The 25,778-nt window shown below is 67.6% G+C and carries 22 protein-coding genes and 1 pseudogene; 13 read left to right on the forward strand and 10 right to left on the reverse strand.

From position 1 onward, the window contains the following. Nucleotides 1–142: 142 nt before the first annotated feature. Both ACWD6N_RS12225 and ACWD6N_RS12230 read right to left on the reverse strand, forming a co-directional pair. Nucleotides 143–904 (reverse strand): zinc ribbon domain-containing protein, encoded by a 762-nt coding sequence (locus ACWD6N_RS12225; RefSeq protein WP_450004746.1) that lies wholly within the window; start codon nucleotides 902–904, stop codon nucleotides 143–145. Further along, nucleotides 868–1,881 carry a recombinase family protein gene (locus ACWD6N_RS12230; protein WP_450004747.1) on the reverse strand — a complete coding sequence of 338 codons (1,014 nt, stop codon included), beginning with the start codon at nucleotides 1,879–1,881 and terminating at the stop codon, nucleotides 868–870. The genes ACWD6N_RS12225 and ACWD6N_RS12230 overlap by 37 nt, the downstream gene beginning before the upstream one ends. Nucleotides 1,882–2,719: 838 nt before the next feature. On the opposite strand from ACWD6N_RS12230, the gene ACWD6N_RS12235 reads away from it, so the two are divergent. Continuing rightward, on the forward strand, nucleotides 2,720–3,049 hold the full coding sequence (locus ACWD6N_RS12235) for a type 2 periplasmic-binding domain-containing protein (protein ID WP_387329863.1): 330 nt from the start codon (nucleotides 2,720–2,722) through the stop codon (nucleotides 3,047–3,049). Between the two features lie 396 nt (nucleotides 3,050–3,445). Here ACWD6N_RS12235 and ACWD6N_RS12240 read toward each other — a convergent pair whose 3' ends face one another. Beyond that, complete coding sequence (locus ACWD6N_RS12240; protein ID WP_387329795.1) at nucleotides 3,446–4,147, reverse strand: response regulator transcription factor; 702 nt, start codon at nucleotides 4,145–4,147, stop codon at nucleotides 3,446–3,448. Further along, complete coding sequence (locus ACWD6N_RS12245; RefSeq protein ID WP_387329797.1) at nucleotides 4,144–5,388, reverse strand: sensor histidine kinase; 1,245 nt, start codon at nucleotides 5,386–5,388, stop codon at nucleotides 4,144–4,146. The genes ACWD6N_RS12240 and ACWD6N_RS12245 overlap by 4 nt, the downstream gene beginning before the upstream one ends. Before the next feature lie 202 nt (nucleotides 5,389–5,590). On the opposite strand from ACWD6N_RS12245, the gene ACWD6N_RS12250 reads away from it, so the two are divergent. From ACWD6N_RS12250 to ACWD6N_RS12260, 3 genes are all read left to right on the forward strand, one after another. Further along, entirely contained in the window at nucleotides 5,591–6,013 is a 423-nt protein-coding gene (locus ACWD6N_RS12250; RefSeq protein WP_387329800.1) for a DUF6220 domain-containing protein, read from the forward strand. Then, nucleotides 6,010–8,007, forward strand: a complete 1,998-nt coding sequence (locus ACWD6N_RS12255) for a multicopper oxidase family protein (RefSeq protein ID WP_387329803.1) — start codon at nucleotides 6,010–6,012, stop codon at nucleotides 8,005–8,007. The genes ACWD6N_RS12250 and ACWD6N_RS12255 overlap by 4 nt, the downstream gene beginning before the upstream one ends. Nucleotides 8,008–8,315: 308 nt before the next feature. Continuing rightward, nucleotides 8,316–10,739: an MMPL family transporter gene (locus ACWD6N_RS12260; RefSeq protein ID WP_387329806.1), complete on the forward strand. Its 2,424-nt coding sequence runs from the start codon at nucleotides 8,316–8,318 to the stop codon at nucleotides 10,737–10,739. Between the two features lie 72 nt (nucleotides 10,740–10,811). Here ACWD6N_RS12260 and ACWD6N_RS12265 read toward each other — a convergent pair whose 3' ends face one another. Next, entirely contained in the window at nucleotides 10,812–11,372 is a 561-nt protein-coding gene (locus ACWD6N_RS12265; protein ID WP_450004748.1) for a hypothetical protein, read from the reverse strand. A 254-nt stretch (nucleotides 11,373–11,626) separates the two neighbouring features. Here ACWD6N_RS12265 and ACWD6N_RS12270 point away from each other — a divergent pair, with 254 nt between their 5' ends. After that, entirely contained in the window at nucleotides 11,627–11,890 is a 264-nt protein-coding gene (locus ACWD6N_RS12270; RefSeq protein ID WP_387329866.1) for a tyrosine-type recombinase/integrase, read from the forward strand. 294 nt (nucleotides 11,891–12,184) lie between these two features. Here the strand turns inward: ACWD6N_RS12270 and ACWD6N_RS12275 are convergent, their stop codons facing one another. Further along, nucleotides 12,185–12,805, reverse strand: a complete 621-nt coding sequence (locus ACWD6N_RS12275; protein ID WP_387329812.1) for a TetR/AcrR family transcriptional regulator — start codon at nucleotides 12,803–12,805, stop codon at nucleotides 12,185–12,187. Nucleotides 12,806–13,004: 199 nt separating this feature from the next. Here ACWD6N_RS12275 and ACWD6N_RS12280 point away from each other — a divergent pair, with 199 nt between their 5' ends. Next, entirely contained in the window at nucleotides 13,005–13,460 is a 456-nt protein-coding gene (locus ACWD6N_RS12280) for a DUF1772 domain-containing protein (protein ID WP_196926089.1), read from the forward strand. Between the two features lie 243 nt (nucleotides 13,461–13,703). On the opposite strand, the gene ACWD6N_RS12285 is transcribed toward ACWD6N_RS12280, so the two are convergent. Beyond that, entirely contained in the window at nucleotides 13,704–14,330 is a 627-nt protein-coding gene (locus ACWD6N_RS12285; RefSeq protein ID WP_354968709.1) for a TetR/AcrR family transcriptional regulator, read from the reverse strand. Between the two features lie 39 nt (nucleotides 14,331–14,369). Here ACWD6N_RS12285 and ACWD6N_RS12290 point away from each other — a divergent pair, with 39 nt between their 5' ends. Next, a complete protein-coding gene (locus tag ACWD6N_RS12290; protein WP_354968708.1) occupies nucleotides 14,370–15,200 on the forward strand; it encodes a hypothetical protein in 831 nt (276 codons plus the stop codon). A gap of 570 nt (nucleotides 15,201–15,770) precedes the next feature. On the opposite strand, the gene ACWD6N_RS12295 is transcribed toward ACWD6N_RS12290, so the two are convergent. Together ACWD6N_RS12295 and ACWD6N_RS12300 are read right to left on the reverse strand one after the other, a co-directional pair. Then, nucleotides 15,771–17,006, reverse strand: a complete 1,236-nt coding sequence (locus tag ACWD6N_RS12295; RefSeq protein WP_450004751.1) for a DUF2786 domain-containing protein — start codon at nucleotides 17,004–17,006, stop codon at nucleotides 15,771–15,773. A gap of 275 nt (nucleotides 17,007–17,281) precedes the next feature. Continuing rightward, nucleotides 17,282–18,160, reverse strand: coding sequence for a helicase-associated domain-containing protein (locus ACWD6N_RS12300; protein WP_449940459.1), 879 nt, complete (start codon nucleotides 18,158–18,160; stop codon nucleotides 17,282–17,284). Nucleotides 18,161–18,427: 267 nt separating this feature from the next. Between ACWD6N_RS12300 and ACWD6N_RS12305 the strand changes: the two genes are divergently transcribed. The 6 genes from ACWD6N_RS12305 (at nucleotide 18,428) to ACWD6N_RS12330 (ending at nucleotide 25,086) form a co-directional block, all read left to right on the forward strand. Continuing rightward, nucleotides 18,428–19,572, forward strand: a protein-coding gene (locus tag ACWD6N_RS12305) for an IS3 family transposase (protein ID WP_450004749.1) whose coding sequence is annotated in 2 segments (ribosomal slippage) — nucleotides 18,428–18,701 and nucleotides 18,701–19,572 — 1,146 coding nt in all. Because the reading frame shifts where the segments join, the coding sequence is not laid out codon by codon here. 143 nt (nucleotides 19,573–19,715) lie between these two features. Continuing rightward, nucleotides 19,716–20,477 carry an alpha/beta hydrolase gene (locus ACWD6N_RS12310; protein ID WP_354968706.1) on the forward strand — a complete coding sequence of 254 codons (762 nt, stop codon included), beginning with the start codon at nucleotides 19,716–19,718 and terminating at the stop codon, nucleotides 20,475–20,477. Nucleotides 20,478–20,527: 50 nt separating this feature from the next. After that, the gene (locus tag ACWD6N_RS12315; RefSeq protein ID WP_354968705.1) at nucleotides 20,528–21,466 is read left to right on the forward strand and encodes a helix-turn-helix transcriptional regulator; all 939 of its coding nucleotides are present in this window, start codon (nucleotides 20,528–20,530) and stop codon (nucleotides 21,464–21,466) included. Between the two features lie 3 nt (nucleotides 21,467–21,469). After that, entirely contained in the window at nucleotides 21,470–22,408 is a 939-nt protein-coding gene (locus tag ACWD6N_RS12320) for an AraC-like ligand-binding domain-containing protein (protein WP_354968704.1), read from the forward strand. 932 nt (nucleotides 22,409–23,340) lie between these two features. Next, the gene (locus tag ACWD6N_RS12325; RefSeq protein ID WP_450004750.1) at nucleotides 23,341–24,057 is read left to right on the forward strand and encodes a DUF2306 domain-containing protein; all 717 of its coding nucleotides are present in this window, start codon (nucleotides 23,341–23,343) and stop codon (nucleotides 24,055–24,057) included. 84 nt (nucleotides 24,058–24,141) lie between these two features. Next, complete coding sequence (locus ACWD6N_RS12330; RefSeq protein ID WP_354968702.1) at nucleotides 24,142–25,086, forward strand: SDR family NAD(P)-dependent oxidoreductase; 945 nt, start codon at nucleotides 24,142–24,144, stop codon at nucleotides 25,084–25,086. A gap of 285 nt (nucleotides 25,087–25,371) precedes the next feature. On the opposite strand, the pseudogene ACWD6N_RS12335 reads toward ACWD6N_RS12330, so the two are convergent. Continuing rightward, nucleotides 25,372–25,778, reverse strand: a pseudogene (locus tag ACWD6N_RS12335) (hypothetical protein); the annotation flags it as partial.

A 25,778-nucleotide genomic window follows, 5' to 3' on the forward strand; every position in this document is an offset into this window, starting at 1 on the left:
GGTGCGATGCGCCGGCCCCCTTCGCTTGGGCAAGATCAACGGTGATCCCGGCGGGATAACCGGCGGGAACAGAGAGCTACAAGCGGCCACAACGGAGCACGACTAGACACGACCTGAGCAGGGCTCATAGGATCGGCGCAGGTCAACGGCACGGCGCTTGGGGGTTCAAGTCCCCCCTCGGACACAATTTAGTACATGATCCACTTGGGTTTGCCTGAGCGGATACCGTGCGGGCGGTTGGCCGATAGGTCAGGTTCAGCCCCAATTCGCGGTAGATCAGGGCCTTGTCGGCGGGGTCGGCGTCGCGGAGGACGGCCGTGATGTTTCCCAGGGTTTCCACGATGCGGCGGATCTCGTCGGGGCTCATTGTCTGGCGTCCGTTGAGGCGGCGCAGCTTGGCCTCGGCAGTGACCTGTTCTGCTTGGACGTCGGCGATCCATCGGCTGACGACGGCGGGGTCGGCGCCGCTGTCGAGGGCGGCGCGGTAGCGGTCCAGCCGGGTGGTGCAGGTGGCGAGGGTTTCCCGTGCCGCCTTGATCGCCTGTTGGTCGGCGTCGTCGTGTTGCGCTTCGGCCATGGCGTGGACGGTTGCGGTGAGTTGGCTGGGTGAGAAGGCTCGGGCGAGCCATGGGTCGAGTTGTTCGAGGATGTGGTCCTCGCGGACGTAGACGCTGCGGGGGTGGGCGATGCGGTTGGCGTCGGCGTACTCGGCGGCGTAGGTGCAGCGGTAGTTGTTGCGGTCGTTGTTGAAGCTGCCGATCATGCGCCGGTGGCAGATGCCGCAGTGCAGGAGGCCGGACAGCACGTAGTTGCGTTTGCTGGCCCGGGGCTTCGTGACTCCATCGGGACGCCGTCCTGCACTGGCGATCAGCGTCTGGGTATTGGTGTACGTCTCGTCGTCCACGAGTGGTTCGTGTGCCAGGGCGCCGGAGTAGATCCACTCGTTGGCGGGGTTCCAGCGCAGCTTGGTTCGTGTCCGAGGGCAACGTCGTCGACGTCGATCAGGATTTCGGCCTTGCGTTGTTTGTTCCACACCTGGCGGCCGGTGTACCGGGGGTTGGTCAGGATGACGCGGATGGCGCTCTTGCTCCATGCCGTGGTGGTGCGGTGTGGGTTGCGTCGCCGGTCGTAGGCCGAGGGGGAGAGGATGCTGTCGCGGGTGAGTCCTTCGGCGATGGCGAAGATGCCCTGTCCGGCGAGGTACTCGGTGTAGATGCGTCGTACGACGGGTGCGGTGAGCGGGTCAGCTTCCAGGTGGTGCAGCCGTCGACCGTCGGCGGCCTTGCCCGGATTGGGGTGGGGGCCGGCGTCAACGAGTCGGTAGCCGTAGGGTGGCCGTCCACCGAGGAATCGTCCCTCGGTTGCGGCCTGGGCGGCCATGGCACTGCGGACTCGCACCTTGATGCGGTTGCGCTCGCCTTTGCTCATGCCTCCGTAGAGGGCCATGTCGAGGTCGTGAGCGTCGCTGCCCGGGTCGACAGCCCCACCGACCTCAGGCACCCACAGTTCGACACCGTAGTGCTCGAACAGGGGGAAGGTGAGCCCGAACTGATTGCCGTAGAAGGCGCGCTGGGGTTCACCGATCACGACGGCAGCGAAGCCTCGGTGCGGGTCGCGGAGCGCGGCGAGCAGGCGGGTCGCCTCGCCGCGACGTCTCCACGGCAGGGATCGGGACAGCCCGATGTCGAAGAACTCTTCGACCACCTGTCCGCCTACCGGCTCGATCAGGGCTCGCGATCGAGATAGCTGCCAGGCCCGGGATGCTTCCGGGTCCTGCTGGTCCTCGGTCGACACTCGCCCGTAGAAGGCGAATCGCAGAGGTTGAGCAGCGAAGGCCCCTTGATCCGACCCGTGCCGGTTGAATCCTCGGTCAGTGTTCATTCTTCCTCACTTTCGGCGCGCGGTAGCTGTCCGTGGGCGGCGAGAAGTATCCGTAGAAGCCGGCGAGCGGCGGTCAAATTGAGGCCGGGCGGATCTAATGGAACGATCACCGTGGGTGATGTACGTTGGTGGTCCTGTGTCGACTGATCGACGACACAATTATATGCATTGTCATTGGAATTGGGAAAATCTGGCAATGGTTGTGCCATAGACGCTCCGTGAAGCAGAGGCATCCGAGTATTGGATGCCGAGCGGAATCTTCATCGGTGCCTCCTTTCTGGAGCTGACGACCTTGGTCGGTTGGCAGCAGACGCGGCGAGTGATGTGTAGTACCGCGAAGCGCTGGACCTGCTGTGGCGCGTGAGTCCGACCGCCTCGCTTCGGTGCAAGCGGCAACTCTTCCGGGCGAACGAGGGCGGCCTGAGGTGTCCTGGGATTTGCCCTCTACGCGGCCGTGCCTGCTTCGGGGCCGCTTTCTCCCTGCTCAGCCCCACGAGGGAAAAGGCGCATGTATCGGAGTGGCGCGCCGTTTCCTTTCGAAGCGCATGCAATAAGCAGCAGCACTTCGCTCTATTGTCGAGCGCGGAGTCCTCCACGCGGCACCGGAACAGTTCGCTGACCCTGGCGCGTACCTTCGCGGCTCTGAAGCAACGAGCTAGAAGGGGGATCCGAGCCGGAACGGTTGTACGAGGCTGCGCAAGCGGTAAGAACGCTTTCGTCGGTCTTCAGTCGCTTGGGCGGTCGGTGAGGCGGCGCAGCGTTGTTCCTGGCTGGGGGAAGGCGAGCCGCAGGGTGTGTGTTCGCGCTCCCTACGGCTCACCCGTTGGCCGCCCGAGAGGTGATTCCCTTCCCGGACCTGTGGGACGAACCTTTCGTCGCGGCCCCCGCTGAGACCGGGCGGTGGCGGGACGTCTGGCTGGCGGCTGACGAACGCGATGGCCACCGAGTCCGCATCGGCGCCGTCGCCGTGCAGCCCGACGACTGTCTCAGTGCGATCGCCAACGGCTACGGCATCGCTTTGGCCCCGAATCCGCCGCCCGCTTCTACGCCCGCCCTGGCATCGTCTACCGGCCCGTCAGCGGCGTCAGCCCTAGCCAGATCGGCGTGGCCTGGGCAGCCGGCGACCACGCCAATCCCGTCATCCAAGACTTCGTCCGCTGCTGCTTGAGCAGTCGACCACCGCTGCCGTGCCGGGCTCCGTATCCGCCCAGTCCAGAGGAGTGCGAGGCCCGACGTCGATGAGGAGCAGAACCCTTGTATCGCTCCGGTCATCAGACTGTGGTCGTTGAATTCTCGCCCACCTGATGCATTTCCCGAGGGTTGCCGTAGCGGACGGCTGTCCCCGGTTGTTCGTGTACCGCGACCTACCGGTGGAGCCGTCCGGTCACACGAACCGGAAAAGTGCAGGTCAACAGCGAGATCACGTCATGGAGTGGACCGAATGTGCCAGAACCCGAACCGCCTCCCAGCAGCTCAGGGGCCAGTTGTGGCGGTTGCGCCGGTACGTCGGCGGACACCGTGACGTGGGCCGCCCGACATGATCACGTCGTAGCGCGCTACGCATTCATGCCTTACTAGGACTGACCAGTCCTGTTTGGTAAGCGATGACAACCAGTTGTGCGCGGTCGCGCGCACCCAGTTTCGCCATCGCGTGGCTGACATGGGTGCGCGCGGTGGCTGGGCTGAGAAACAACTCGATGCCGATCTCGTTGTTGCTCATGCCCAATCCCACCAGGGCTAGCACTTCACGCTCGCGCTGGGTTAGCACCGCGAGCCGGTCCTCCGCGGCCTGGGTGGCTGTTCGTTGCGCGGTGAACTGGCTGATGAGGCGTCGGGTGATCCGCGGCGCGAGCAGCGCGTCTCCGGCGGCGACCACCCGGATGGCATGCAGGAGCTCGGCCGGTCCGGCGTCTTTGAGCAGGAAGCCGCTGGCGCCGGCTTGCAGTGCCTCGAAGACGTACTCGTCGGTGTCGTAGGTGGTCAGGATGAGGACTCGGACCTGCTCCAACCCGTGCGTCTCGGCGATCTGGGTGGTGGCTCGAATCCCGTCCAGCTTTGGCATGCGGATGTCCATGAGGACGACGTCGGGGCGGGTGGCGCGGGCCCGCTCGACGGCTTCGGCGCCGTTAGTGGCTTCTCCCACCACCGTGATGTCGTCTTCGAGTTCGAGTAGGACCTTGAACCCGGATCGCACGAGACCCTCATCGTCGGCGAGCAGCACCTTGATCGGAGCGTTGGTTAACGGTGACGCGGCCGCTGCGTTCACAGGCGCGACCCGGTCGGCGCGAGGGGCAGCCGGGCCGTGACTTCGAACCCTCCGCCCGGAGTCGGCTTGGCGTCGAGTTCTCCGCCCAGCAGTTGACAGCGCTCGCGCATTCCGAGGATCCCGTGGCCGGGCGTGGCCGAACTGCCGGTGCTGGTCGGATACTGGGCCGGTAGGTGCGGGTAGGCGGGGTCATCACCTGTGGCGGCACGGCGGCCCTCATCGGTCACGCGGATCTCCAAGACGTCGACCCCCGGGTTCAGCGCCACCGTCACCCGAGTCGGGCCGACGTGGCGGATCACGTTGGTGATCGATTCCTGCAGGATTCGGTAGGCAGCACTCCCCACCGCGCTCGGCAACGGCGTCGCGGGCGAGGTCTCTTCGAGGTTGATGTCGAGTCCGGCATCGCGTGCCTTGGCGGTGAGTTCCTCGATCTGCCCAAGCCCGGGGTACGGCACGCGCCCGTTGTTGTCGTCACGGAGTACCCCGAGGATGGCGCGCATCTCCCGCAGCGCCCGAGAACTGGTCTGCTCGATGACTTGCAGCGCCTCGCGTGCCACTTCCGGCCTCTTGTCGAGCACGTGCGCGCTGACACCGGATTGGACGTTGATGATCGCGATGGCGTGCGCAACCGTGTCGTGGACCTCGCGCGCGATCCGGAGCCGTTCGGCGTCGACCCGCGCCCGCGCCTCCTCCTCGCGAGTCCGTTCAGCCAGCTCGGCACGCTCCTGAGCTTCGGCTGCGATGACCCGTCGAGACCGAACGGACTCGCCGAGCGCCGCGCTCATCACCGACGCACCGATCCGGAAGAACACCCAGCCGATGGCGGCGCGTGGCTCGATGTCGGCCGCGGCGACCAGCCATCCGACGGCGAGCACCGTGGTACCGAAGCCAGCCAACACCAGCGACCGGCGCCCGTCGCCGTACGCGGTGAGGGTGTACAGGGCGACGAAGAGCCCGAGCCAGCCGGGCCCGTCCGGGAAGTCGAGGCTGAAATACACCAAGCTGACGAGTGCGGTGGTGACAAACACCGGAACCGGCCACCGGCGGCGGACGGCCACGACCAGGCCACTCAACGCCAGCAGCGCGTATCCGAGGTTGCCGAGGTCGGCGAGCGGACGCGATGCCCCGTCGACGGCAACGCGGGCGACCGTGCCCTGCACCTGCATCACGGTGACGAAGAGCGCGAGCGCCACGTCCTGCGCCACCACCCGCAGGGAGAACGACACGGCACGCTGTTCCATGCAGCGATCCTACGGTTCTCGTCCACAGGCGAATCTGGGCCCAGACGCGCGACCTGCTACGCCGGCGGGCGTAGTGAGATACGAGGTCGTCTACGGCCAATTGCGTAGACGCTGCCACCCGCTGTCCGAGGCCACGGCAGCCTCCCCGGCGCGATGATCGCCGCCATGAGCGATCACCCCCACCCACTTCGAGGAGCGCACCATGCGTAGATTCTTCGCCGGCCTGGCGGCCCTACAGATGTTGGCCGTCGTCACGCAGTTCTTCCTGGCCGCCAGCGGTGCGTTCGACACGGCACCCAACGATGAGTCCTTCCAACCGCACCGCGCGCTGGGCGGCGGAATTGTCCTGCTCGCGGTCCTGGTGGCCATCGTCGCCGCGACAGCCCGGATGCCCGGGCGGCTCATCGGGATGAGCGGCCTGGTCGCGGGGCTCGCGGTTGTCGAGTTCGTGATCAAGGGGATCGCCACAGCGCTCAACGGCACCGGCGGCAGCTCGACCGCCGGCGGGCTCGTCTTCGGTCTGCACGCGGTCAACGGTCTCGCCATCCTGGCGATGGCCGGGATGATCGTCCGCCAGGCCAGGCAGCTGTCCGGGCCGGCCGCACCCACGCGACAGGCGCCATGAGCACGAGGCTGTTGATCGTCCTGGACCACGTCGTCGCGCTGCTGGGCGTCGCGGCGTGGTTCGCGACCGGCGTCATGCTGGCGCTCCGGCGAACCCGGCTGGCGCTCGCCGTTCTCGTCGCGGCGGTGCTCGTGACGCTGGCCCGGGTGGTCAGCGTGGCGATACTGGCCGGCCGGGGCTGGTGGTTCGTACAGGAGAAGGTGCTACTGGGGCTGCCGATGCTGGGGGTCGCCGGGGCCGTCGCCGTGCTGCTCGTAGGCCCACAACTGCTCGCGGCGAGACGGGGGCGAGGCGACGGAGCGTCGGTAGACGGCGTGGTTTCGGTGTTCACTGCGGCTTACGCGGCACTGGCCGGTCTTGTGGTGACCTTCCTGGTCGGGTACCCGCTCACCGTGAGCACGGCCTTGATCACGATCTCACTCGTGTGCGCCGGCGCGTTGCTGACCGCGCGGGTGATCGCGCCGCCCACCGGGAACGCCGCTGGTGCGGGCGTCGCTCAGGCACCGGAGGGTCGACGCGCGATCTCGCGCCGCCGGTTCCTCGGCTGGACCGGTGGCGCGGTCGTGGTGACCGCGGCCGGTGCCGGCACTGGGCTGTCGTTCCTCCCCGCCGAATCGGTGAGCAGGGGAGGCGGCCCGGGACGCTCGTCCCGAGCGGCCGTGTCGGTGGCCGACCTACGGGGCTCCGGCTCACCGGCACCGGGTGGCACCGTGCGGCGGCACGTGCTCACCGCGAAGAAGGCCACCGTACGGCTCCCGTCCGGACGAGAGATCGACGCGTGGACCTACAACGGCGAGGTCCCGGGTCCGGCGATCACCGCGACCCAGGGTGACCTGATCGAAGTGCGGCTGCGCAACGCCGACATCGAGGGCGGCGTGACCCTGCACTGGCACGGCTACGACGTACCGTGCGGCGAGGACGGCGCGCCGGGTGTGACCCAGATGGCCGCGGGACCCGGTGAGGACTTCGTCTACCGGTTCCGCGCCGACCAGGTGGGCACCTACTGGTACCACACCCATTACGCGTCCCACGTCGGCGTACACAAGGGGCTGTACGGAACCCTCGTCGTGAAACCGCGCGACGGACGGCGAGCCGACGAGCACTCTGCGGCGGAGCAGGTGGACCTGACCCTGCCCGTGCACACCTTCGACGGCACCGTCGTGATCGCAGGCAGAGACGGCCAGACCGAACACCCCGCACCACCCGGTACACCCGTGCGGCTGCGATTGATCAACACCGACTCGGATCCGCACCGGATCGTCCTCGCCGGAACCCCGTTCCGGATCACGGCCGTCGACGGCCGAGACCTCAACCAGCCGGGGGAGGTCAGCGGCGTCGGACTGCACCTGCCCGCAGGCGGGCGATACGACCTGGTGTTCCTCATGCCGGACACGTCCGTGGCACTCGTTGTCGACGACGATCGTGACGGCGGACTGCGCATGCGGCCGCATGGCGATGCCCCCGGTGAAGCGCGCGTCGAGGACACGTCCGACTTGCCGGAGCTGGACCTGCTGCGGTACGGAGCTCCGACCGCCGTGCCCTTCGACACCCGCAATGCCGACCGGCACTTCACCATGGTCCTCGACCGCGGAGTGGCCATGGTCGACGGCCGACCGGCGTACGCGCAGACCGTCAATGGCCGAGGCCACCCCTCCGTCCCCGATCAGCTCGTCGCCAAAGGCGACATCGTCCGGTTCACCGTCGTCAACCGAAGCCTGGAAACGCACCCCTGGCACCTGCACGGCCATCCCGTGCTGATCCTGTCCAGGAACGGAACGCCGTCGACGGGCAGTCCGCTGTGGGTGGACACCTTCGACGTCCGGCCAGGCGAGAAATGGGAGGTCTCGTTCCGCGCTACGAATCCCGGAATCTGGATGAACCATTGCCACAACCTGCCCCACGCGCATCAGGGCATGATGCTGCGACTGCACTACGACGGCGTCACGACGCCATTTGGCGGCCCGCACGGCGGAATCTCGGGCCATGGCCACTGATCCAGCCCGCGCCGCTCCTCAGCCCGGTGGGTGCGCGGACGATCTCAAGTCGAATCTCCTTGTCCTGGTCCACCGGCACACCCGGACAATCATCGACGCCGAACTGCATCGGCTGGCCCGTCGAGCCCCATCCCTCTCCCCTGCCGACTTGGACGTCATCAACACGGTGCTGGAAGAGCTCGCCGAGTCGGTGACTCTCGCCCCGCTGCGAAACGCACCACGGGAAACAGCGGTTCTGCTAACACGCATTTTCGGCGCCGGAATGAACACCGATCGAGTGCAACACTCAACGACTTGAGGAGAGATTGATGACAACCGAGACTTCCCGTACGGATGGGGCTCTGGCGGGACTAGCCCGGTTCTGTTACCGGCGCCGTCGCCTGGTCCTCCTGACCTGGATCGTCGGCGTCATCGCCGTGGCGATCGTCGGCTTCGGCTTCGGCGCCGCCTCCGACAACGACTTCTCCGGTGGAGACTCCGATTCCGCCAGGGCGCAGGTTCTGATCGAGAAGCACTTCCCCGAGCAGCAAGGGGACACGCTGACTCTTGCGATCAAGGCAGAGAAGGGGATCGACGACCCCGCCGCCCGGCAGAAGATCGAGAAGGTCATCGCCGATCTGGACGCCTCACCCATTACAGGACCGGTGACCTCGCCGTATCAGGACGAGGATCTGGTGACGAAGGATCGTCGTATCGCCCGTACGACCATCCCGCTGACCGACAAGGAGGTGAAGAAGACCGCCGTTGAGCCCCTGGTGACCACGGTCAAGGAAGCCTCCGGTGACGGCGTGACGCTGGGGCTGGGCGGGGACCAGGCAGCGAAGGCCGAGACACCTCCGCAGGGTCCGGCCGAGAGCGTGGGCGTCCTGGCGGCAGCGGTGATCTTGTTCATCGCCTTCGGGTCACTGGTGGCGATGGGCCTGCCGATCGTGACCGCACTGCTGGCGATCATCGCCGGCATCGCCCTGATGAAGCTGGTGGGGCACGTGGTCCCCTCGCCGGATTTCACTGTGATCCTCGCCGCGATGATCGGGCTCGGTGTCGGCATCGACTACGCACTGTTCATCCTGACCCGGTACAAGGACAGCCTGCAGGACGGCGATGAGCCCGAGAGCGCCACTGTCAAGGCCATCACCACCGCAGGACGCGCGGTGCTGTTCGCCGGCACGACCGTTGTGATCGCGTTGCTGGGCCTGATCGTCATGGGACAGAGGCTGATGACCGGAGTGGCCGTCGCCACGTCGGTGATCGTGCTGGTGACGATGATCGCCGCAGTGACCCTGCTGCCGGCGTTCCTGGGCTTCACCGGCCACAAGATCAACTCGCTGCGCCTGCCCCGTCGCACGTCCCGCAAGCAGAGGGCCGACGGTGTCCCGTCTCGGGAGCGCCGCACTCCCGCCGAGCGCTGGGCGGGCGTGGTGCAGCGCAAGCCGCTGGTCGCCGCGGTTCTGGCCGGCGCGGTCCTGCTGGTGCTGGCCGCCCCCATGCTGTCGATGCGGCTGAGCCTGCCCGACGCCAGTGTCCAGCCCCACGACAGGAGCAGCTACACCTCACACAAGATCGTCTCCGAGGGCTTCGGTCCCGGCTACGGCGCACCCCTGATCTTCGCCACCGAGGTCGACTCCAAGAACGCCGATCTGCGTCCCGTCGTCGAAGCGGTCAGCAAGACCGAGGGCATCGCCTACGCCACGCAGCCTCGGATCAGCGAGGACGGGCAGGCCGCCACCTTCATAGCCTTCCCTAAGACCGGATACCAGGACGAGGCGACCGCGGACCTGGTGCACCAACTCCGTGACGACGTGCTGCCCAAGGCGCCCGGCGGCGAAGGGGTCTACGTCGGCGGCCCGAACGCCGCCACGATCGACAACGCAGACGAGGTCGGCTCGCGCCTGCCCCTAATGATCGCGGTCGTCATCGCGATGTCCGTGGTGCTGCTGATCGCGCTGGTCCGGTCGGTCACGATCGCGCTGCAGGCCGCCGTGATGAACCTGCTGTCGATCGGCGCCGCCTACGGCGTGCTCGTCGCGGTCGTGCAGTGGGGATGGCTCGGCTCGGCCCTCGGTTTCCCCACCGAAATGCCGATCACGACCTGGGTGCCGATGATGATGTTCCCGGTCCTGTTCGGCCTGTCGATGGACTACGAAGTCTTCCTGATCTCGCGGATCCGTGAGGAGTACGAGCGCACCGGCGACACCCGGATGGCCGTCACTCGCGGGCTGGCACGGACCGCCAAGGTCATCACGGCCGCGGCCGCCATCATGATCGCCGTCTTCACGACCTCCCTGCTCGGCCACGACGTCGCGGTCAAGCAGGGAGGTCTGGGCATGGCCGTCGCCGTACTCATCGACGCCACCATCGTCCGGATGGTCCTCGTCCCCGCGGTGATGGAACTGTGCGGCAAGGCCAACTGGTGGATGCCCGGACGCCGGGCACCGAAGGCGACCTCGGCTTCACACAGGCCAGGGTCGCGGAAGAGGTCAGAGGCTGACCCTTCCTGGAGTCGGAGTGCGGGGAACCCTCGGCGGATTCCCCGCGCTCCTCTTGCGAAGATCCGGAGAGCGCAGTCTCGGGGGCGTCCCTCGTGTAGGACGGACCCGCTGTCCGAGGCGGCCGCAGCGATCCGGCACCTCGAGGTGGAGCAGGCCCGGGGCTGTTCCGGGTGGCCGGGCGGTGCTGGCGCCCGCCCGGCCAGCCGGTCGAACAGCAGGCCATCGATGCAGGCAACGAGATGATTGCCGATCTGCTCCGGGTGCCGGGCTACCCCCGACCCCGGCACAGCACGCTGACCATAGGGACCAGACAGGTTAATGGTCGTTCAGCATGAACAAGAGCGTCTGGTGCTCGACATCCAGGAACGCGACCCGCCACCGCGTCGACGGATTCCCCTCGTTGTACAACCTGCTGTGTAACCACCGCGGCTCCGCCGGCAGGAACGGCACGAGAGCGAGCCACGCGTCCGAAGGGGTGCTGGAGTGCGGAAGCTCATCAAGCTTGACAGATACGTACGGCACGAACTCGTATCGCTCCGCCAATCGCCGCGCGTCCTCCGGACGCAGCTTGACCACACCCTGGTACGCCCAGTCCGTCGGACCCGGCACTCTGGTACATGGGTTGCCCAACGCGCGTACTTGCCAGTGAACCTCAGGGTAATCGCCGAGATCCGGCATCTCCTCCGGCGGATCCCAGCGGTCGGTACGGACCTTCACCTCCCCAGCGTGCACCGACTCCTGGCACGCGCTCACCTCGGCCGGATCGTCGCTGCCGGACAGGATTGCGGCCGCGACGAACCCGACGACCACCAGCAGCATCGCGGCAGACGCGCCGAGTACGGCCACCAGTGCAGGAGTGCGGGTTTTCATGGCCATGAGAGTACGAATCCTCGGTGAAAGCGCCATACGGCGGTAGCCAGTTCGGCGGTAGACCACAAAGGGTGGGTGGAGGTGGTGTTGTAAACGGCGAGTTCAAAAGCTGATCTCCTCGTCGGCATCTCTGAGGAGGGCCGGGGTTCGGGGCGGAGCCCCGAGGTCTTCTGCGTCCTGGTCGTCCGTCAGGGTGGCCGGCCGGCCCGGCCGATGCCGGCCGGAGGTCGCCAGCAGGCCGGGGCCGGGCCGGCGCCGGCCTGGCACCGCACGAGCTGCGGCACACGGCGGCCAGTCTCGCGGTGGCCGAGGGCGCCAACGTGAAGGCGGTCCAGCGGATGCTCGAGCACGCCTCGGCGGCGATGACGCTGGACGTGTACGCGGACCTGTTCGAGGACGATCTGGACCAGGTGGCGGACCGCCTGGACCGGGCGGCGGGTCGTGCCGCTGCGGACTCAGTGCGGACTGACGGCGCCGGCCCGGACCTCGACGCGGTTCGCCCGGGTCGCCGACAGCATGGTTGAGCAGGGCGTTTGCATGGTGGACCGGATGTGGCAGAAAACGAACCGCATTCCCGCAGCTCAGGGACCTGCTGTATCAGTTTCGGCCGTTCGTCAGCGGGGCATCGTAGGCAGCTGAGGGCGCGTGGATCCAGATTGACTACCGGTGACGATCGAGCAGTCGATGGTGCACTCACCCGGCGATCATCAACGTACGACAGACAGGACCGCCCGCCGTCGGGCGGACCGCCCTTGCCACCAGGATGGCTACTTTTGACTACGCCTTGTCACCTCACCAGAAGGACGAGTACCAGCGGATCAAACGCCGGCCCCACCTTGTAGAGGGGCGACGCCATCGTAGGCACCGGTGACGGTCCGGAGGAGCTCGACATTGCTCGGGTAGGTCGCCGAGAGGAGTTCGCGTATTACGGGTTCACGGTCATAGTCGTCGGCCAGACGTAAGCCGAGGATGACGTTGGCCATCATGCCGGCGGCGAGGGTCTGACTGGCTTGTTCGGGTGTGAGATGGCCGTGGTTGACGAGCACTTGGTAGACGCGGAGGAAGCCGTCTCTGGCGAGTGGCCCGATCTCCGGATCGGTGCCGGCGGTGAAGGCGTGCGCGAGGCAGAGTTGCAATCCCTGCTCCTTGAACAGTTGAAGGTAGGCGACACCGATACGCGGTGCGAGGTCGCCAGGTGCGTCGTCGTCGATCGTCTGCTCGAACACCTCGACCACCCTGTCGAGCGCGTGCTCGATCGCGGCTCGGACGAGCGCGTCTTTGCTGCCGAACAGGGACACCACGTATGGCTGGCTCACGGCGGCCTCGCGGGCGATGTCTGCCGTGGTGGTTGCGGCGAAGCCCTTGCTGCCGAAGATCCGGATCGCCGCAGCGAGCACGGAAGCGCGCCGCTGGGACGAGGAGACTCGTTTCTGGCCCATGGTTGACATGTTATCAATCAATCAATAACCTTCGCGAGACGTGGGCTGCCGATCAGCCACTTCGGCGGGAGCACTAGCGATCGCGGCGATCGGCTCCAGCCGTGCTTTCTCATGTGCGGTGTCACGCCGCGGATGCTGCGGCGCAGCTCGCCGCTTGGGGCGTGACACTGTGCAGACCGGCACGATGAGAGGACCGGGGATGGACGTGCTGATGTTCGCCACCGTCGCGGTGCTGGGGTTCACGGCGTGCGCCGAGTTCGGTTCCTATGCTTTTGTGCATCCGGTGGTCAAGCGTCTGGCGCCGCGTGACCACATCCTGGTCGAACAGGGTCTGCTGCGTACCTTCGGCATTGTGATGCCGGTGCTGATGACGGCTTCGCTCGTGCTGGCTATCAGCTACGCGGCCCGCCCTGATGGGGCGGGGCTGCCCGAGGTGTTGCGTTGGGTTGCGGCCGCGACCTGGGCCACGGGCATCGTCACGACCGTGGTCGTGAACGTGCCGATCAACCTGTCCACACTGCGCTGGGACAAGGATTTCCCTCCGGAGCGCTGGCAAGAGCGCCGTAACCGCTGGGAGTGGTTTCAGGGATACCGTTCGTGGGCCTATCTCGCGGCCTTCCTGCTCGTCGCTCTCTCGGTCGCCACGGTCGGCTGAGAGAGTGTTGGGTTACCCCGTTGACTACGTGAAGTGAGTCGACGGGATCCGTTGTGGTGTAGGGGATTACAGAAGCGGATACCGGATCAAGTGCGACCGGCTTGCCGACGGCCAGGCGCGGTCAGTACCCGCCCGGCTTTGGATGCGGTGCCCGTGGGACGAGGTGGCGTGGCCTTAGTGGTCGTCGTCTACCTCGTAATCTTCCGTACCAGGACGGCCTGAAATGAGGCGCCTCATGACACTTCAGGTCAGGAGTTCGCGGGCCAGGGCCTCGGTCCACCAGCGTTCGACTTGATCGGGTTGCCAGCCGCGTTCGTCGGTCAGTGTGGTGTAGACGTCGATGTTGCAGATCGCCGCGTAGATATCGACGGCCGACGGTATGTCCAATCCTTGCCGGAGAACGCCGCCCGGCCACGACGAGAACACCTGGATCCTGGTTTCGTCCCCCCGCTGACGGCCGTCGCGGTAGACGCTCGCCAGGTCGGGCTCGGTGCGGCCCGCCTCGCGCACGAGCGTGATGACGTCACCGGCGCGCTCGAAGAGGCGCCGGTCGTAGCCGGCCATCGCCGCGAGCTGCCGCACCGGATCGTTCTCGGCCCCTTCCAGTTCGGCGAGCGACTGCGATGGATCCGCGGCGATGTCTGCCGCGTCGGCCAGGGCTCGGGTCAGCCCGGTCTTGTTCCCGTACACCGCGTAGACGGTCGGCACCGAGACCCCGGCCTCCCGCGCCACGTCACGTACCGTGGTCGCCGCCCAGCCCCGGGAGAGGAACAGCCGACGAGCGGCGCTGGCGATCTCACCCCTGGTCTCTGCCGCTTGCGCCGCCCGGCGCAGCGACTCGTACCTGCGCCTGCCTGCCTCGGCGGTCATGGCTTGCCCCCTTCGGTTTCCGGAACTTATATTGAATACATGTCACGTAAACTCGGTGTCGAACGAAGCACCTGGACGTTCTCACGGATCGCCGGACTCGCCGGACTCGGCTTCGCCATCCTGATCGTCTCCATCAACGCCTTCCTGGTACCAGCCGGCCTGCCCCACACCGGTGCGGAGACCAACGACGTTGTCCAGTTCTTCACCACCCAACAGAACACCGTCGGCCTCGCGTCAGCACTTGCACCGATCGCCTGGGTGCTGGCCACCCTGTTCGGCGCCGGCGCGGTCTCCGTGCTGTGGCGATCCGACCGCGAGCAAGGCACAGCCTGGTCTCTGGTCGGATTCGCCGGGGTGATCCTGCAGAACATAACCTTCAGCGGCGTGATGGCCACGCGGCTCGCGCTCGCGTCAACGACCGCGCAGGACAGCAGCACGATCGCCGGACTCTGGGCACTGCACAACGCGCTGTTCATCTTCAACGGCACCTTCCTGGCACTGGCCATGACCGGCCTGTCCATCAGCGGCCGACGCGCCGGCCTGATCCGCCGCTGGCACAGCGGGATCGGCCTGCTGGCCGCCGCACTCCAGTTCGGCTCGGCCGTGCTGAGCCCCCTGGTCATCGACGACCCCGGTCCGGTCGGTCTCCTCGGCCTTGTCAGCTGGCTGATCTGGGTCGTGTGGATCGTCGCCTACGGCATCACCCTGATCCGCCTGACATCCGTTCCCATCCAGGCGATACCGAATAACCGACGCACCGGTCCCGTTGAGTCATTTCGATCAGACCAGCGGCAGGCCGATCTACCCGACGGCCAGCGTCGCCATCCAGCACAGCAGCGCGTCGAACCGCCGGAGAGCGCGCAGGCATAGACATCCGCTCATCGACAGAAGCGGAAGCCTGAGCGGCTTGCAACACTCAAGAGGTCCCTCACGTACTCTAATGATTCAGGGCAGAATAAGCGGGCTTGGTGGGCTCCGTGACTCGGCCAGCGTCGAGAACAGCCCGATCGGCGGCAAATCCACGCACCTGATCTCGACGCAGGCAGCGGCAGAGGTGTGGCGACGTCATCATTGCCTGGATGACGCACGTCGGCCGCGTCTCCGGACCGGCCACTGCCCTGAGCCGCTACCAGGTCCGGTGTCTGCTCAGCCCCAAAACCGCAGCAACCCTGATCGAAAAGGGTTCGTGCACCGCCACATCCGCTTTCGCGTTTGCCCAGCTCAAGAGCTGTCGGTGGGCCGGAGGTACCACCATGCGAACCAGTCGGCGACCATCACCGGTGGCCCGCTCCCACTCTGCCTACCCAGGTCGCGACGGTAGTCGACCTCCGTCGACGAGGCAATCGGACGGGCCGCGATCACGTCAACCTTGACTCGCAGCGGGATCGCGGCTTCGGAGCCAGATCTGTGCCAGGTATCACGTTCCGGCGCACCAGCCGATCATCCGGGTGCGACGGCCTGCCGCCCATGCAGCGAAGCCCGGTCGGCCGCGGCCCGGCCCGACGCCCAGCCCGCCCGGTTGCTGATGGCCGTCGCGTGCTGGGTCGGCTCGGGGAACTGCTTTTCGAAGGCATCGCGCACCGCGTCGTCGCGTGCGGCGAGGACCGGCAGCAGTTGGGCGGCGTCCGCCGACGCGTTCATCTCCCGGTCCACCCCCTCGGTGGCGGCGTCGAGCCGTTCACCGATCCGCGATGCGTACGCGGTCAGGAATGACTGCCGGAACGAGCGGGTCGTGTTGCGTCCGTACTGGTCGGTGCTCGGCTTGGCCTGCGTCATCGCCCTCGTCGCCTGCACGAGCAGCGAGGTGAACAGCAGTTCGGTCGACTCCAGATCGGCCGGAAAGCCGACGATGGTGGTGAAGCCGAACCGCTTCATCCACACCGCCCGGCAGCTGTTGGCCTCTGCGACGACCTGTAGCAGCAGCGTCTTCGGCGCCTCGTACGGATTGTCGATGCCCACCCTGCGGGTGACCGGCTGGTCACGTTCGCCCGTCGTCGCGGCGAGCAGGGCGTGATCGATGCGGTGCCGGGCCATCAACTCCTGCGCCTTCGCCGTGAACGCGTCGGCCTCCTCCGAGAAGTCGGTGGACTCCGCCTTCGCCAGCAACGCCCGAACCCGATGGAGCATCCGCTGATCAAGATCGACCGGCGGTGTCACCGCGGCGGCCCCGGCGGTGCCCGGCATCGGACCGACCGGCTCGATCAGCGGCAGCGTCGCGAGAAGGCAGAGCACCTCGATCATGGTGGCGATCACACCGCCGCGGTCGAGGCCCTGCCGCTCGCCCCAGACCGTCAGATAGTGATCGTCGTGCTCCCACCACACCCGCGCGTCGACGGCAGTCAGCTGCGACTGCCACCGCGGATCGACGGTCGCGGTGGAATAGCTACGCATCTGCGCCGCGACGGCGTCGACCATGAGCCGACCGTGACGGGTGCCGTACTCGCGGCGGGCCACCCGTACCAGCTCGGCCGGCTGCCAACCGCGCCGCCAGGCGTGCTCGACCTGCCGGAGCAGATAGGCCAGCAAGGCCCGGTTGACGACCTGGATGCCGGCAGTCCCGCCGGGACCGGCAGTCAGCAGGGCGCGGCAGCGGTCCAGCTCGGCGGTCTCGTCGCGGTGCTGGGCATGCACCGCCTGATCGATGATCTGCTCCGCGAGCTGACGCTCGGACGGCATGTGCGGCCCGCCGAACAGGCCCTGCAGGTCATCATGACCAGAGGTCCCGGCGGCCCGCCGACGCTGAGCCGCCTCGGCGGCCTTCCGCTTGGCCTTGTGCCGCTCACGACTGTTCTTGCCCATTGGCCTCCTCGCGGCCCGACGGCCACCAAACCACGCACGTTACCAACCGGACCGAGGGACACCCCCACGGCTCGACGACGATGCCAGCGAGCCGGGCACGGCGATCCGGTTATCGAACCGCCATGTCGGTAGCGAGCCGATCATTTTCGGGCTCATCGAACGGGTAGGGCGTAACCCAGCGCCTGCAACGCCCGGCGGAAGGCCGGTTCCTGTTCCATTGGGACGGCGAGGTGCCGTTCACCGATCGCAGTGCAGAGCGGCCGGAGCCGGCGGTCGTGATGGATCAGTGCGGCCAGTGCCGGATCGGCGCATTCGATCAGACGCACCTGACCGAGGTCGCGTAGTCGCCCGGCCCGGGCGGTCACGTCGTCGAGCAACACCAGCAGAGCGGCGGGCAGCTTGGGCTGCGCCAGGCGACCAGCCAGGAAGTCGCGGAGTTGGTCGGCGCTGCGACCGGCGGCGACGGCGGCGAGTACGCTGTCCGTGGTCAGCGTCCAGACCCGTTCGGCGGTCCGTTTCGCATAGGCGTCGAGGACGAGGCGGTCGGCCGGGCTCAGCTCGCCGGTGGCGACCACATCCAGATTGGACAAGACCTTCAGGTTACGGATCGGCGCTGCGTCCGCCGGCGGCCGGTACGACCCGGTCAGGCCGAGGGCATACGCACCGAGCCCGGTGAGACGCAGCGCCCGCAGCCCGTCGTAGCGGCTCAGGTAGTCGAGGTCGTCGGCGCCCCAGTTGCCGTGGTAGTCGTCGCGCGCACCGACTGGCCCGTCATAGGCGACGTCAACGAGGCCCAGCGTGGCCGCGTACTCGAAGATGACCGCAAGGGTGTACCGGCCCTCCAGGATATCCCACTCACCGAATCCGGCGTAGCCGAGACTGCCGTACTGAGCGTCAACCAGGTAGAGCTTCCACAGCGCCCGATCACTGCGCGCAACCGTGGGCGAAAGGCCCGTATCACGCATCGAGGCAAACAGATCATCCACCTCGACCCAAGCGCCGGGACGGCAGGTGGCCAGCGCCGCCGACACCCGCTGCCGCCGCGTCGGGTCGGCTCATTGTCTTCGGCGACGCCGGCCCACCAGTGCTGTCTTGGCTGGCCAGAACCGACCTCAACCCTGCCCACTACGCGTTGATGCTCGCGCCGCATCACGGCACCCAACATCTGCCGTCGCATCTTAGGGTGACCGCCGATCTGTGCGTTGCGCAGAACGGCAGCAAACGGGGCCAGGGACTGCCCCCGGTTCGGTTGACTCCTGACCTGTGAGGATGCGTTCCTCGCTGGAAGGATGTCTGTCATGCCGAAAGCGTTCCCGCCGGAGTTCCGCCGTGACGTGGTCGCGGTCGCCCGTAAGGGCGAGGCGCCCCTGTCGCAGATCGCGAAGGACTTCGGGATCTCCGAGTCGTGTCTGCACCGCTGGCTCAAGCTCGCCGACGTCGAGGACGGCGTCCGTCCCGCGACCACCAGTAGCGAGTCCGCTGAGCTGCGTGAGCTGCGTCGGCGGAACAAGGTCCTGGAGCAGGAGAACGAGATCCTGCGGCGGGCGGCGGCCTACTTCGCTAAAGAGATCTCCCCAAAATGACATACCCGCTGGTCGGTGACCTGGCCGCGGATGGGATCCCCGTCGCGGTGACCTGCCGGGTGCTGGGGTTCAGCAAGCAGGCCTACTACGCGTGGCGCGCCGAGCCGGTCTCTCAGCGGGACTGGGACGACGCGCACCTGATCAACGCCGCCCTCGACATCCATGCCGACGACCCGGCGTTCGGGTACCGGTTCATCGCCGACGAACTACCCGCCCACGGCATCACCGCCGGCCCGAACCGGGTGGCCAGGCTCTGCTCACAGCAGCGCATCTGGTCGGTGTTCGCCAAGAAGAAGGGTTTGACCCGGCGGGCCGGGCCGCCGGTGCACGACGACCTGGTGCAACGCCGCTTCACCGCCGACGCGCCCAACCGGGTGTGGCTGACCGACATCACCGAACACCCCACCGCCGAGGGCAAGCTGTACCTGTGCGCGGTCAAGGACGTGTACTCCGGTCGGATCGTCGGCTACTCCATCGACACCCGGATGAAGGCGTCCCTGGCCGTCGCGGCACTGCGTAACGCGGCCCGGCTGCGGAGCCCGGCCGGCACGATTGTGCACTCCGACCGCGGCAGTCAATTCCGGTCTCGGAAGTACGTCAAAGCGCTGCACCGCAACGGATTGGTCGGCTCGATGGGCCGCGTCGGCGCCTGCGGCGACAACGCCGCGATGGAGTCGTTCTTCGCCCTGCTGCAACGCAACGTCCTCGACCGGCAACGCTGGCACACCCGCCACCAGCTACGCCTGGCCATCGTGACCTGGATCGAACGGACCTACCACCGCCGCCGGCGGCAACGACGCCTCGGACGGCTCACGCCCATCGAGTTTGAGACAATCAACAGGCCCGCACACGCGGCCTGAACCACTCAACCCCACGGGTCAACCAAACCCGGGGCAGTCCCCCCAACCCCATCAACGCTTGACAGGACATAGCAGCGTCATAGGAGCATCAGTGCCGTCCGGAGACCTGGACGCGGGCGGGAGACGCTAGAGCGCCTCTATGTGTGGCCCAGATCGTACGGCCCAAGGGCGCCACCGGCGACCTGCCGGTGATCCTCTACATCCACGGCGCCGGCTGGGTCTTGTGCAACGCGCACACCCACGACCGGCTCGTGCGCGACCTGGCGATCGGCGCCAACGCCACGGTGGTCCTCCCCGAGCACGACCGCTCTCCCGAAGTGCGCCACCCGGTGGCGATCGAGCAGTGCTGGACCGTGGCGACGTGGGTCGTCGCCCACAACGGCGAGCACGGCCTCGACGCCTCCCGGATCGCGATCGCCGGCGACTCGGTCGGCGGCAACATGAGCGCGGCGCTGACCCTGCTCGCCAAGGAGCGCGGCGACGTCTCCTTCGCCCAGCAGGTGCTGTTCCACCCGGTCACCGACGCGACCTTCGACACCGAGTCGTACCACACCTTCGTCGAGGGCTACTTCCTGCGCCGCGACGGCATGCAGTGGTTCTGGGACCAGAACACCACCGACGAGAAGCAACGCAACCAGATCACCGCCTCGCCCTTACGGGCGGCCCTCGACGACCTGCGCGGACTGCCGCCGGCGCTCGTCATCACGGCCGACGCGAACGTGCTGCGTGACGAAGGCGAGGCGTACGCGGCCAAACCGCGGAACGCGGGCGTGCCGGTGACCGCCGTGCGGTACCAGGGCGTCATCCACGACTTCGTGATGCTCAACGCCCTGCACGATACACACGCGGCGAAGGCCGCTGTCGCGCAGGCGACCGCGGTCCTGCACGTCGTCCTGCACCAGTGACCGACAACCCGCAACAAAAGATGAGATACGGCTCGGATAGGTTGCCAGACGTGCCCGTGATCCTGGAAACCGACGACCTCGCCGAGCGTGAGCGGCTCGACGCGATCCTCTCTTCGACCGAGGTCGGCTGCGGCTCGGTGGACGTCAGCCTGCAGGATCCCGGGCCAACCGTCCGGGCCCACGTCGAGTTCTGGCCGCTCGGCGCGGGCGCGCACGCCTTCTCGTACCACGGCACGGGGATGCGGCTCACACAGACCGCACGGCACGTCCGGCTGGGGCCGCCGGACCAGGTCAGCTTCGCTGTTCACGAGCGGGGATGGGGCCGCAGCCGCGGCTTCGGACAGGAGCGCGAACTCGGCCGGGGCGACCTGCTCATGACCGACCTCACTGGCGAGCACGACTACCAGCGCGTCGGTGACGGCGGTACCCGGTCGGTCGGGTTCGACCTCGGCACATTCGGGCTCGGCGTCGACCATATCCAGCTCGCGGGACGGACCTTCCTGGCCAACCCGTTGCTCGGGCTGCTTCGGGAGCATGTCTCGTACGTCGTGAACCACGCCGAGCGGCTGTCGACGTCCCCGGCCGCGGCGGCGGTCGGCGCTGCGACCGCCGATCTGGCCCGCGCCTTCCTCCTGGCCGCTCAGGGTGGCGCCGCGCACCGGCAGGCTATGCACGACACGCTGCCGGCCAGGATCACCCGGTACATCCGGGCACACCTGACCGATCCCGATTTGACCCCGGCCAGGATCGCCACGCACCACAACATCTCCGTACGGCACCTGCACGCAATCTGGTCCGCCGCGATGGACAGCAGCCTGGAGCAGTGGATCATGGCGGAGCGGTTGGCGGGCGCCCGCGACGCGCTGACCTCCGGCCGTCCGATCGCGGCCATCGCGCACGAATGGGGCTTCGCCGACTCCAGCCACTTCACCCGCCGGTTCCGGCAGGCGTTCGGCATGCCGCCGCGGGACTGGCGGACCGGGTCGTAACCAATGGCCATCCACCTGGACACCCGTGACCTGCCACCGGAGGACCGGGCCGCGGCCGTGCGGGAGGCCGTCCTGCACGCCACGGTTCCGTCCGGTGTTCAGCTCGAGGAAACCGATGGTTTCCACGCTCGGCTCGGCTACTGGCAGCTTGGCACCACCTCGCGGGTTTACGCGCACGAAGGCTCCGGGCTGCGGCTGACCCGCGGCCCCGCCCAGCTGCGCACCGCCGCCCCCGAGCTGGTCGCGCTCGCCATCCAGACCGCCGGGCGTGGCCACTACCGGCAGGACGACGCGATCCGTACGGTCGACGTGGGCGAGCTGATGCTGGTCGACCTCACCGCGCCGTACGACTACTGGTGGAGCGGTGAGGGCGGGTCGTTCGCGGTACAGGTCGACCACGCCCGGCTGGGCCTGCCGGTCGAAACGATCCGCCGCGCCGCCCGCCGTATCGACCGTGATTCGGTCACCTACGGGCTGCTGCGCAGTCATCTGCAGCAGCTGCGCGCCGACGTCGACGCGATCGACCGGCTACCGGGCGCGGCGGCCCTGGTCGGTAATGCCACCGCCAACCTCGTCCGCGCGCTGATCCTCGCCGCCGCCGACGATCCCGCCCCGGCCGGCGACGACCGCCTGCCCCACGTTCGGCACTGGATCCTGCAACACCTCGGCGAAGCGGAGCTCAGCCCGCAGCGCATCGCGGCCGCGCACGGCATGTCGGTACGCACCCTCTACCACCTATGGCGAGACCAGCCGCTCACCCTAACCCAGTGGATCACGCACGAGCGGCTCGAAGCCGCCGGCCGGGAACTAGCGCTACCCAGCACCCGGTCGATCACCGCGACGGCACGCCGCTGGGGCTTCACCGACGCCACCCACTTCAGCCGGCGCTTCCGCGCCGCGTACAGCATGAGCGCACGCGACTGGCAACGGGCGAACCGATAACACGTGGCACTGGCGGCGTGGCGGCTGCTCGCCTCCGGCGCCCGCCGCCGACGGCAGAAGGACCACACCCGCACGGTTGGCCTCAGCCAGGCCAGAGTGAACCGGGCCCTGGACATGTGGTGCGGGACGGCGCGGTGCGGCGTACCACTGGGAGAGAAAACACACCTCCGCCCGTCACGGCTATCGTGGGCGTCACTGCGGCTTCGACAGGCGTTGCACGGAGGGCAAAGTTTGTCGCGCGGACGTACAAGCCTTCTGGTTTTGATCTTCGTAGCGTTTCCGGTGTGACGCTTACTGAGCATGAGGTTGCCGAGATCGCTGCGGCGAATGACTCGGGTCGGCAGCGAGATGACGGCGCAGGACGCCGGCACCGGTCTGGAGCCGGCGATGACCACATCGGGCACGGCGTTCAGCCAGATGTTCGGAGCCGCGGCGTGGCCAGACGTCATCACCCCGCAACGACCTTGGCGGGCGCAGGGTGCCGTCGGCGCAAGGGCTTGGCGGTAGCGGTTCGGGTCGATGAAGGTGTTCCGCCCCGGCCGGTCACTGCGCCTACCGACTGTTCCGGCGCCGATCGCCCGGCCACGCCGCCTCAGGCGGGTGCGGTGCTGCGCAGCAGCGAGAGCCATTTCCGCCACCGGCCTCCAGCTCACCCTCACCCCGTTTCCAGGACACCGGAGGCGACCGTGCTGGAAGAACCGGTGATGACCTGCGCCTTCTTACCTGGACGAGCCGGGAATCGAGGTCCTGGCGTCGCCGGACACAAACGATACATCTGTCACGGACCCGCCGTTTCTGTCGGCTCTTGCCGACCGGCAACGGCTCCGCGCCGGGCTACGCCTCACCCGCGACCTGTTCGCCACCGAACCGCTCGCCATGGCGCGGCTGACCGGTAACGAGCCACCTATCACTCACCAGTATCGGAGTACCGCATGACCGCTTCATCCGTCTCTAAGATCGCCCGCCGCCGCCAACGGTGGGCCCTGTGGGGGCTGATGGCCATGTCCGCGATCGGCATCGCCGCCTATGCGGTGCCGCCGTACCTGACCGGGAACCCGGCCAACAGCAACGTACCGATCGACCAGGACGTGCCGCTGCACTTCGTGTCCCTCGCCGTGCACGCCCTTCCCGCTGGCCTTGCCTTGATCATCGGGCCGTTGCAGTTCGTCACCCAGCTACGCGTCCGCAAGCCCACGCTGCACCGGATCGCGGGCCGGGTCTACCTGATCTCCGTCGTGATCGCCTCCGCCGCGGCCGTGTACGCCGCCACGGTCACGCTCGGCGGCTTCGCGATCCAGGTCGCGTTCTACCTACTCGTGGCGGCCTGGCTGTACACGCTGGCCATGGCCTACCGGTGCATCCGCCGCGGTGAGGTGCAACTGCACCGGGTCTGGATGATCCGCAACTACGCCCTGACGTACGCTGCGGTGACCTTGCGCATCTACCTGCTCATCGGTTTGCAGCTGAAGCAGTCGTTCAACTCGCTGCAGTTCGACGAGATCTACACCGCCAGCGTGTGGGCGTCCATCCTGGGCAACGTGCTCGTGGCCGAGTACTTCATCGTCCAACGCACGCTGACACCGTTGGCCCGCCGTCAACAGCGCCGGGAATCCACACCGGTCGCCACTTCGGCCGCCGTGGGACGGTGACGTGGCGCCCGAGGAACGTACGCCCCAAGCGGATCGTGAAGCGTCAACCGACGCTGGTGCTGCGTCCGGCCGGGCGTACACCTGATGGCCAGCAAGGAGCCTGCCATGAATGGCACCATCGTGATGACCGGCGCGAGTCGCGGGATCGGCCGTGTCGCCGCGGAGCGCATCCTTCGTGAGTGGCCGGACGTGCATTTGCTCGTCGTCGCCCGCGGGTCCTCTGGTGCACGCCTGTCGGCGGAATTGAGCGCGGGCGGGCGCACGGTCTCGTATGTCGCGGCGGACCTCGGCTCGCTTGAGAGCGTCCGGTCGGCCGCCACCGAGATCCGGGATCGGCTCAACAGCGGTGATCTGCCGCCGCTGCGCGGCTTCGTGGGCAACGCGGGCATGCAGTACACGAACGCGCTCACCGAAGGGCCCGACGGGTTCGAGGCCACTTTCGCCGTCAACGTGCTGGCCAATCACGTGTTCGTCCGCCTGCTGGAGGACTGCTTCGCCTTCCCTGCCCGGATCGTGATCACCGTCAGTGACACCCATTTCGGTGACTTCAAACACAACATGGGCATGGTGCCCGGCCCGGCCTGGCGGTCGCCGGACGTCCTCGCCCGCACGGGCGCGTTCCCAAAGCCGGACACCACGACCGGCGGACGAACCGCCTACTCGACCAGCAAGCTCGCCGCCATCTACCTCGTGCACGAGTACGCGCGCCGCCTGCCGGCCGGGATCGACGTCGTCGCCTACAACCCGGGGTTCGTCCCCGGCACCGACCTCGCCCGCAACGCCGACCCCGTCTCCAGGTTCGCGATGCGGCGCATCATGCCGGCGATGACCCTCACCCCCTTCGCGACCAGCCGCAGCGCCGCGGGGCGGTACCTCGCCGACGTCGTCCTCGGCACGACCAAGGCACCGACCGGATCCTACGTCGACCGCGGCCGGGTGGTCCGGTCCTCCGACGAGTCCTACGACCCGCTGCGCGAAGGCGAACTTTGGGACGCGGCCGAACGATTCACCACTGCGCATCCGGCCTGACCAGTGGCAACCTCGCTCATCCCGGCCACGTCATCGAGTCGTCTTGCGGGAATCGCGGGACGCCGGACTCCTCCGACTGCTCGACCGCCCGTTCGAGCGGAGCCAGCCGACCCTGACCAGGCAACGCGCCGCGGCTCATCCGGCCCGGGAACCACCCGAGCCGGATGACCCGCTGGCGTTGATCCAGTGGTCGGGGACGTCCCCCGTCGAACCGTCCGGCGAACGACGGGCATCCGGCCGGCTGCCGCTATCTGGGTGCCAGTTGCAGGTCGCCGTTGATGGCGATCATGGATTTCTGGTCGACGTCGCCCCTCGGACACAAACCATTGCCCCACGGTGCGCGCTGAGATCGACTGCAGCGCGCACCGTTTGCGTTTCGGGTTGGTAGGTGAGCCGGAGTCCTAATTGCTGGTAGACCTCGGCCTTGTCGGTGGGGTCGGCGTCGCGAAGTACGGTGGCGATGTCGCCGAGTGCTTGGACTAGGTCTTTGATCTCGGTTCGGCTCATGCGGCGTGGGCGGTTGCTCGAGTGGGTGTGGAGATCTGCTTCGGCGCGGGCGCGTTCGGCTTGGGTTTGTGAGATCCATTCGGTCACTACTGAAGTGATCTCAACAAGATTCGGGTAGGTAGCGGTACTCGAAGTGCGTGAGATGAAGTGCGGCGCGGACGGTCGCGCCCATTCTGCCGGGGCTG

Source organism: Micromonospora sp. NPDC005163, from assembly GCF_053599835.1.

Bases quoted from the DNA above. Each gene is read 5' to 3' on its own strand.
- ACWD6N_RS12230 (WP_450004747.1), bottom strand. From the start codon at position 1,881: ATGAACACTGACCGAGGATTCAACCGGCACGGGTCGGATCAAGGGGCC.
- ACWD6N_RS12245 (WP_387329797.1), bottom strand. From the start codon at position 5,388: ATGGAACAGCGTGCCGTGTCGTTCTCCCTGCGGGTGGTGGCGCAGGAC.
- ACWD6N_RS12250 (WP_387329800.1), top strand. From the start codon at position 5,591: ATGCGTAGATTCTTCGCCGGCCTGGCGGCCCTACAGATGTTGGCCGTC.
- ACWD6N_RS12255 (WP_387329803.1), top strand. From the start codon at position 6,010: ATGAGCACGAGGCTGTTGATCGTCCTGGACCACGTCGTCGCGCTGCTG.
- ACWD6N_RS12260 (WP_387329806.1), top strand. From the start codon at position 8,316: ATGACAACCGAGACTTCCCGTACGGATGGGGCTCTGGCGGGACTAGCC.
- ACWD6N_RS12265 (WP_450004748.1), bottom strand. From the start codon at position 11,372: ATGGCCATGAAAACCCGCACTCCTGCACTGGTGGCCGTACTCGGCGCG.
- ACWD6N_RS12275 (WP_387329812.1), bottom strand. From the start codon at position 12,805: ATGGGCCAGAAACGAGTCTCCTCGTCCCAGCGGCGCGCTTCCGTGCTC.
- ACWD6N_RS12280 (WP_196926089.1), top strand. From the start codon at position 13,005: ATGGACGTGCTGATGTTCGCCACCGTCGCGGTGCTGGGGTTCACGGCG.
- ACWD6N_RS12285 (WP_354968709.1), bottom strand. From the start codon at position 14,330: ATGACCGCCGAGGCAGGCAGGCGCAGGTACGAGTCGCTGCGCCGGGCG.
- ACWD6N_RS12290 (WP_354968708.1), top strand. From the start codon at position 14,370: ATGTCACGTAAACTCGGTGTCGAACGAAGCACCTGGACGTTCTCACGG.
- ACWD6N_RS12295 (WP_450004751.1), bottom strand. From the start codon at position 17,006: ATGCCGTCCGAGCGTCAGCTCGCGGAGCAGATCATCGATCAGGCGGTG.
- ACWD6N_RS12320 (WP_354968704.1), top strand. From the start codon at position 21,470: ATGGCCATCCACCTGGACACCCGTGACCTGCCACCGGAGGACCGGGCC.
- ACWD6N_RS12325 (WP_450004750.1), top strand. From the start codon at position 23,341: ATGACCGCTTCATCCGTCTCTAAGATCGCCCGCCGCCGCCAACGGTGG.
- ACWD6N_RS12330 (WP_354968702.1), top strand. From the start codon at position 24,142: ATGGCCAGCAAGGAGCCTGCCATGAATGGCACCATCGTGATGACCGGC.